Source organism: Ensifer oleiphilus (assembly GCF_013371465.1).
GTDB classification, from domain to species: domain Bacteria; phylum Pseudomonadota; class Alphaproteobacteria; order Rhizobiales; family Rhizobiaceae; genus Ensifer; species Ensifer oleiphilus.
Window position 1 is genome coordinate 262,362 of the sequence record NZ_JABWDU010000009.1, and the last position, 6,531, is coordinate 268,892.

Genomic DNA, 6,531 nt, shown 5'->3' on the forward strand with positions numbered 1-6,531 from the left:
AGCATGCGTCCTCTTGTCGTCATCGGCAACGTCAACGTCGATCTCATCCTCGGGCCGGCCGCCCCCTGGCCGAAGGCCGGTACCGAAATCATCGTCGATCATGACGAACTGCGCGTCGGCGGCTGTGCCGGCAACAGCGCGCTGGCCTGGGATTCGCTCGGCGTCGACTATGCGATTGCGGCCAACATCGGCAACGACCAGTTCGGTACCTGGCTGAAGGACGCCTTTGCCGAACGCGCCGGCGGCTGGCCGGTCGAAAACATCGGCACGACGCTGTCGGTCGGAATCACCCATCCGGACGGCGAACGCACCTTCTTCACCACCCGCGGGCACCTGCCGCTCCTCAGTTTTGACGAAGTTCGCGGCATGCTCGACGGTGAGCGCCTGCGTGGCGGTCTTGCGCTGCTTGCCGGTTCGTTCCTGACCGATGCGCTGACCGCTGCCTATGACGATGTCTTCGACTGGGCCGAGGCGCACGACATTGCCGTCGCGCTCGATACCGGCTGGCCGCTCGACGGCTGGACGGACGCCAACTGTGCCGCGACGATCGGCTGGCTGAGGCGCTGCCGGCTGGCGCTGTTCAACGAGGTCGAGACGACGACACTGACCGGCCTTGCCGATCCGGCAGAAGCTGCGTGCGCATTGAAGACGCATATGCCCGACGACGCGATCGTCGTCGTCAAGCGCGGACCGAACGGGGCACTGGCGCTTGGCCGAACCGGAGACACCGTCTCCGTAGCGGCCCCCTCGGTCAAAGTCATCGACACGATCGGCGCGGGCGACGTGTTCAACGCTGGCTTTCTCGCAGCCCTTGCCGCCGGCATGCCGCTCAAGGACTGCCTTCGAACCGGCGTCACCATCGCCTCTGAAGCGATCTCGACGCTGCCGCGCGCCTATGGAAAACCCTTGTCCGCCTTTCTTCAGGAGACGACCGCATGAGCGCCCTTGAGATCCGCAACATTCACAAGCGCTACGGCGAAGTCGAAACGCTGAAGGGCATCGATATCGCGCTGGAAAGCGGCGAATTCCTGGTGCTGCTCGGCTCTTCGGGGTGCGGCAAGTCGACCCTGCTCAACATCATCGCCGGCCTTGCCGAACCGAGCGGTGGCGACATCCGTATCGGCACCCGCTCGATCGTCGGGGTACACCCGAAGGATCGCGACATTGCTATGGTGTTCCAATCCTATGCGCTCTACCCGAACATGAGCGTCGCCCGCAACATCGGCTTCGGCCTCGAAATGCGCAAGGTTCCGGCGCCCGATCGGGAAAAGGCGGTCGCCGAGACTGCAAAACTGCTGCAGATCGAAAACCTGCTTCAGCGCAAACCGAGCCAGCTCTCCGGCGGCCAGCGCCAACGCGTCGCCATCGGTCGGGCGCTCGTGCGCAATCCACAGGTGTTCCTGTTCGACGAACCGCTGTCCAACCTCGACGCCAAGCTGCGGATGGAAATGCGCACGGAGCTGAAGCGGCTGCACCAGTTGCTGAAGACGACCGTGGTCTATGTCACCCACGACCAGATCGAGGCGATGACGCTGGCCACCCGCATCGCCGTCATGCGCGATGGTCGCATCGAACAGCTCGGTACGCCTGAAGAGATTTACGACCGCCCCGCAACGCTCTATGTCGCCGGCTTCGTCGGCTCTCCACCGATGAATATTTTCGAGGCCTCGGTCTCTGACGGCGGCTTGCGGGTGCCGGGCGGCGACCAGCCGATCGCCCTGCCGACACGCTTTCACGGCAGAGTGCAGACTGGCCAACCGGTCAAGGTCGGCATCCGCCCGGAAGCGCTGCGGCTGGCAACGGAAGAGGCAGGTGCGCTGCGGCTGGCGGCACGCGTGGACGTGGTCGAACTGACCGGCCCGGAACTGGTTGTCACGGCGCGCATCGGGGGTGAGCGCATCACCGCTTGCCTGCCGCCGCGCACGCAGCTTGCAATCGACGCCGAGCGGACGTTTGCCTTCGACGAAAGCGCCTTGCATCTGTTCGACCCGGAAACCGGTCGATCGCTGCTCGCCTCATGACACCGGCAGCAACCATTGCGTGAAACGGTGGCCTGTGCATAGTCCGAGGTCCTGACGTTATGGTGCGAGGACTGCGATGAAGCCGCTGAGCCATTTCTTTTCTGTTATCGACTACACCGCGTCCGGCGCGGACGACCAACCCGCGATCGCGGCCGAATTCGCCCGCCTACAAGAAGACTGGGTTGCGTCCTATCCACGCTTCGTCTCCGCGCGCTTTCCTGCAAACACCGACGGCAGCTCCGTATGCGCCATCGTCGAATGGGCAAGCGAGATGGATTTTCACAATTTGGAACGCGTTTCGGATAACAAGGGCCGGATCGCTGCATTGGCGGCTGCATTTGAACATGTGGCGGCCAAAGGCGCGCGTCGCACCTTCCGAGCGATCGGCGAAGTCGGGCCAACACCGGCGGCCTCCCCTGCCAAGACCGGCGCTTAGCAAAAGGCTGTGGACGCTCTTCACCGACACGCCCATCGTTTCATGAAGATCAGCCGGGAGGAAACCTTTTGGTGTAAAGCATGTTGTTCGCGGCAAGCAGAACCCTTTCTGCCCTTCGCCCATATTCCATTATAATAGATTTCAGTCCTGAATAATGGATTGACGCCCACAAGGCCAGCGGTCATAACTTGTCAAGGGCCAATGATGTAGCTTCGTCTTATGTAGCGCCCGACAGAAGGATTTGATGAGCGATGCCCGTGCCAATCGAAACCCCCGCCGTGCTGGTGGATATCGAGATTGCCAAGCGGAACATCCGCACGTTCCAAGCCTATGCGGATGCGCACGGCATCCGCGTCCGCCCGCATATCAAGACGCACAAGTTGCCACAGATGGCCGAGCTGCAGCTGGACGCCGGCGCTGTTGGCATCACCTGCCAGAAGGTGACCGAGGCCGAGGCGATGGTCGACGGCAGTGAGCGGATCACGGATGTGCTCATCACCTACAATATCCTGGGCAAGCCCAAGCTCGAGCGGCTTGAGCGCCTCAACCAGCGCATCGGACTTGCCGTCGTCGCCGACAATGAGACCGTCATCGACGGGCTTTCCGGCCATTTCGCCGACAAGGAAAAGCCGCTCAGGGTTTTTGTGGAATGCAACACCGGTGCCGACCGTTGTGGCGTCGGGTCGCCCGTGGAAGCCGCCCGTCTGGCAAAGCGGATCAACGATGCCAAGGGCATCGACTTCGCCGGATTGATGACCTATCCGCCGATTGGCGGCGAGACGAAGGTCCAGGCCTTCATGAGCGAGGCCAGGCGCCTGATCGAGGCCGACGGCATCGCCGTGCCCTCAATCACCTCCGGCGGAACGCCCAGCATGATGCATGCCGCCGGCGCGCCGATCGCGACCGAATACCGGCCGGGCACCTACATCTATAACGACCGCTCCCTCGTTTCGCGCGGGGTCGCCACCTGGGAGGACTGCGCCCTTACCGTGCTCGCCACCGTCGTCTCGGTGCCATCGGAACACCGTGCGATCATCGATGCCGGCAGCAAGGTGCTGACCGCCGATCTCCTGGGCCTGACAGGCTATGGCCATGTGCTTGGCCGCGACGATATCCGTATCGACCAGCTGTCCGAAGAACACGGCCGGCTTGTGAGCGACGGGCCGATCGGTCTTACCGTTGGGCAGCAACTGCGCATCGTCCCCAACCACGCCTGCGTGGTCACCAACATGGTCGACGCCGTGCATATCGTCGAAGGTGACGAGCCCAAGGCGATCTGGCCGATTGTCGCGCGCGGCCACGTGCTCTAACCGCCACGCATCAAAACGGCGTGCAAACACCGCCCGAATGATATCGGCAACGCTCGCGTCGTGACTTCCGGACCATATTCGAGCTAGTCGCGTCTTCGAAGCCGCAAGCGGACGGCTGGCTTCGACGACGTACCCGCACTTTTGATGCACGCCTGAGAAAGCGCCATGCTATTCTCCCGCCGGCTCTCCAAACAGGGAAGATTGGCGGGTCGGATGGGCGCTGGGCAAACTGTTCCTGAAAAATGCCAAATAACGATAGGACATTTCCCGATAGCCACTTCCAGCATCATCAGTTTGCGTTGTTGCAGTCGATTAAATTGATAGTTTTATCTGGTAACCGATGGAGGTCGAGATGGGCTTTGGACGAATTACCGGAATTGTGGGACTGGCAATTGTAGTCGGAGGCCTGCAGCTGGGTGCTGCAAGTGTGGCTTTTGCCGACACGACGATCCTGAACGTGTCCTATGACCCGACACGTGAACTATACAAGGACTTCAACGTCGCTTTCGCTGAAAAGTGGAAAGCGGACACCGGCGAGACGGTGACGATCCAGACGTCGCATGGCGGTTCGGGCAAGCAGGCTCGCTCCGTGATCGACGGCCTGCAGGCCGATGTCGTAACCCTTGCGCTTGAGGCCGATATCGACGCGATCGCCAAGGAAACCGGAAAGATCCCGGCGGACTGGAAGACCAAGTTCGAAAACAACAGCGCACCCTATACGTCGACGATCGTCTTCCTGGTCCGCAAGGGCAACCCGAAGGGCATCAAGGACTGGGGCGACCTGGTCAAGGACGACATTCAGGTGATCACGCCGAACCCGAAGACCTCGGGCGGCGCCCGCTGGAACTTCCTGGCGGCCTGGGCCTATGCCCGTGCTGCCAATGGCGGTGACGATGGCAAGGCACAGGAATTCGTCACAGAGCTGTTCAAGCATGTGCCGGTGCTCGATACCGGTGCACGTGGCTCGACCACGACCTTCGTGCAGCGTGGCCTTGGCGACGTTCTGCTCGCCTGGGAAAACGAAGCCTATCTTTCGCTTGAAGAGCTCGGGCCCGACAATTTCGATATCGTCACGCCGTCGATCTCGATCAAGGCTGAGCCGCCGGTGGCACTCGTCGATGGTAATGTTGACGCCAAGGGCACGCGCAAGGTCGCCGAGGCCTACCTCGGTTACCTCTACAGCGATGCCGGCCAGAAGATCGCAGCCAAGCACTACTATCGCCCGTTCAAGCCGGCTGCTGCCGACCCCAAGGACGTTGCGCGGTTCGGTGACCTCAAGCTTGTGACCATCGAGGACTTTGGCGGCTGGAAGGAAGCGCAGCCGAAGTACTTCGGCGACGGTGGCGTGTTCGACCAGATCTACAAGCCGGGCCAATAATCGACCCTGTTGAAGCAATGATGCAATCGGCCGGACCATCCGTTCCGGCCGATTGTTTTGTCAGGCCCGCATGGGGAATGCGGGTATAATGGGAGCGCCTGGGTTTTTCCTGAGGCGCATGGAAGAGGTGAGCTGGATTTGAGCAAGCAAGGCCACAAGAGCCGCTGGCGGTTTCGCCAGCCGAGTGTGCTTCCCGGGTTCGGTCTGGCGCTCGGCGTCACGCTTTTCTGGCTGGTGCTGATCATCCTCATCCCGCTGTCGGGCCTGATCTGGCGTTCGAGCAGCCTGGGCTGGTCGCAGTTCATCACGCTGGCGCTCGACACCCGCACGTTGAACGCCCTGCGCATCAGTTTCGGCACGGCCTTTGTCGCAGCCATCGTCAATCTGGTGTTCGGCGTCATCCTGGCCTGGGTGCTGGTGCGCTATCGCTTCCCCGGCAAGCGGGTGATCGACGCCATGGTCGATCTGCCGTTCGCACTGCCGACGGCGGTCGCCGGCATTGCGCTCGCCACGCTCTATGCCCCCAATGGCTGGATCGGCGCGCTGCTCGCCCCGCTCGGCATCAAGATCGCGTTTACCCCGGCCGGCATCGTCATCGCCTTGATCTTCGTCGGCCTGCCCTTCGTCGTCAGGACCGTGCAGCCGATCATGGAAGAGATCGACAAGGAAGTGGAGGAGGCAGCCGCCACCCTTGGCGCCAGCCGCTTCCAGACGATCAGCCGGGTGCTGCTGCCGGGCTTGCTGCCGGCAGGCCTCACCGGCTTTGCGCTCGCCTTTGCCCGCGGCGTCGGCGAGTACGGCTCGGTGATCTTCATTGCCGGCAACCTGCCCTATGTCTCCGAGATCGCGCCCCTTCTGATCGTAATCCGGCTGGAGGAGTTCAACTACCCCGCCGCCACCGCCATTGCCGCGGTGATGCTGATCATCTCCTTTGCCATGCTGCTTATCATCAACTCGATCCAGGCCTGGAGCCGGCGGAGATATGTCTATGTCGCCTGATGCCGCAGCCAGCTCCCATCATGTGCGCGCCGCCACCTCGGAAAGCCGCTTTGCGCGCCTCAGCCTGATCGTTGCAGCGCTCGCCTTCGTCGGCCTGTTCCTGCTTCTGCCGCTCGCCGCCGTCTTTACCGAGGCCCTGCGCAAGGGGCCGGCCGAGTTCTTCGCAGCGCTCGGCGATGCCGAAACCTTTTCCGCCATCCGCCTGACGCTGATCGTCGCCGCCATTGCCGTGCCGCTCAATCTCGTCTTCGGGGTGGCCGCCGCCTGGGCGATCGCCAAGTTCGAGTTCAAGGGCAAGGCCTTCCTGACCACGCTGATCGACCTGCCGTTCTCGGTCTCGCCCGTCATCTCCGGCCTGGTCTTCGTGCTTCTGTTCGGCTCGCACAG

Annotated in this window: 7 protein-coding genes; all 7 read left to right on the plus strand. The window is 62.4% G+C overall.

The window, feature by feature from the left end; translation table 11 throughout:
* Positions 1-3: 3 nt before the first annotated feature.
* A complete protein-coding gene (locus tag HT585_RS27140; protein WP_176355901.1) occupies positions 4-939 on the plus strand; it encodes a PfkB family carbohydrate kinase in 936 nt (311 codons plus the stop codon).
* Entirely contained in the window at positions 936-2,021 is a 1,086-nt protein-coding gene (locus HT585_RS27145) for an ABC transporter ATP-binding protein (RefSeq protein ID WP_176355902.1), read from the plus strand. Before HT585_RS27140 ends, HT585_RS27145 begins: the two co-directional genes overlap by 4 nt.
* Before the next feature lie 76 nt (positions 2,022-2,097).
* Entirely contained in the window at positions 2,098-2,457 is a 360-nt protein-coding gene (locus tag HT585_RS27150) for an antibiotic biosynthesis monooxygenase (RefSeq protein WP_176355903.1), read from the plus strand.
* A 251-nt stretch (positions 2,458-2,708) separates the two neighbouring features.
* Positions 2,709-3,767, plus strand: coding sequence for a D-TA family PLP-dependent enzyme (locus tag HT585_RS27155; RefSeq protein ID WP_176355904.1), 1,059 nt, complete (start codon positions 2,709-2,711; stop codon positions 3,765-3,767).
* A 340-nt stretch (positions 3,768-4,107) separates the two neighbouring features.
* Entirely contained in the window at positions 4,108-5,145 is a 1,038-nt protein-coding gene (locus tag HT585_RS27160) for a sulfate ABC transporter substrate-binding protein (RefSeq protein WP_425513790.1), read from the plus strand.
* Positions 5,146-5,283: 138 nt separating this feature from the next.
* On the plus strand, positions 5,284-6,144 hold the full coding sequence (cysT, locus tag HT585_RS27165) for a sulfate ABC transporter permease subunit CysT (RefSeq protein ID WP_246707959.1): 861 nt from the start codon (positions 5,284-5,286) through the stop codon (positions 6,142-6,144).
* Positions 6,134-6,531: ABC transporter permease family protein (locus HT585_RS27170; protein ID WP_484840038.1), on the plus strand; the 398-nt coding region annotated here is incomplete at its 3' end. The genes cysT and HT585_RS27170, both read left to right, overlap by 11 nt.

Bases quoted from the DNA above. Each gene is read 5' to 3' on its own strand.
- HT585_RS27140 (WP_176355901.1), top strand. From the start codon at position 4: ATGCGTCCTCTTGTCGTCATCGGCAACGTCAACGTCGATCTCATCCTC.
- HT585_RS27145 (WP_176355902.1), top strand. From the start codon at position 936: ATGAGCGCCCTTGAGATCCGCAACATTCACAAGCGCTACGGCGAAGTC.
- HT585_RS27150 (WP_176355903.1), top strand. From the start codon at position 2,098: ATGAAGCCGCTGAGCCATTTCTTTTCTGTTATCGACTACACCGCGTCC.
- HT585_RS27155 (WP_176355904.1), top strand. From the start codon at position 2,709: ATGCCCGTGCCAATCGAAACCCCCGCCGTGCTGGTGGATATCGAGATT.
- HT585_RS27160 (WP_425513790.1), top strand. From the start codon at position 4,108: ATGGAGGTCGAGATGGGCTTTGGACGAATTACCGGAATTGTGGGACTG.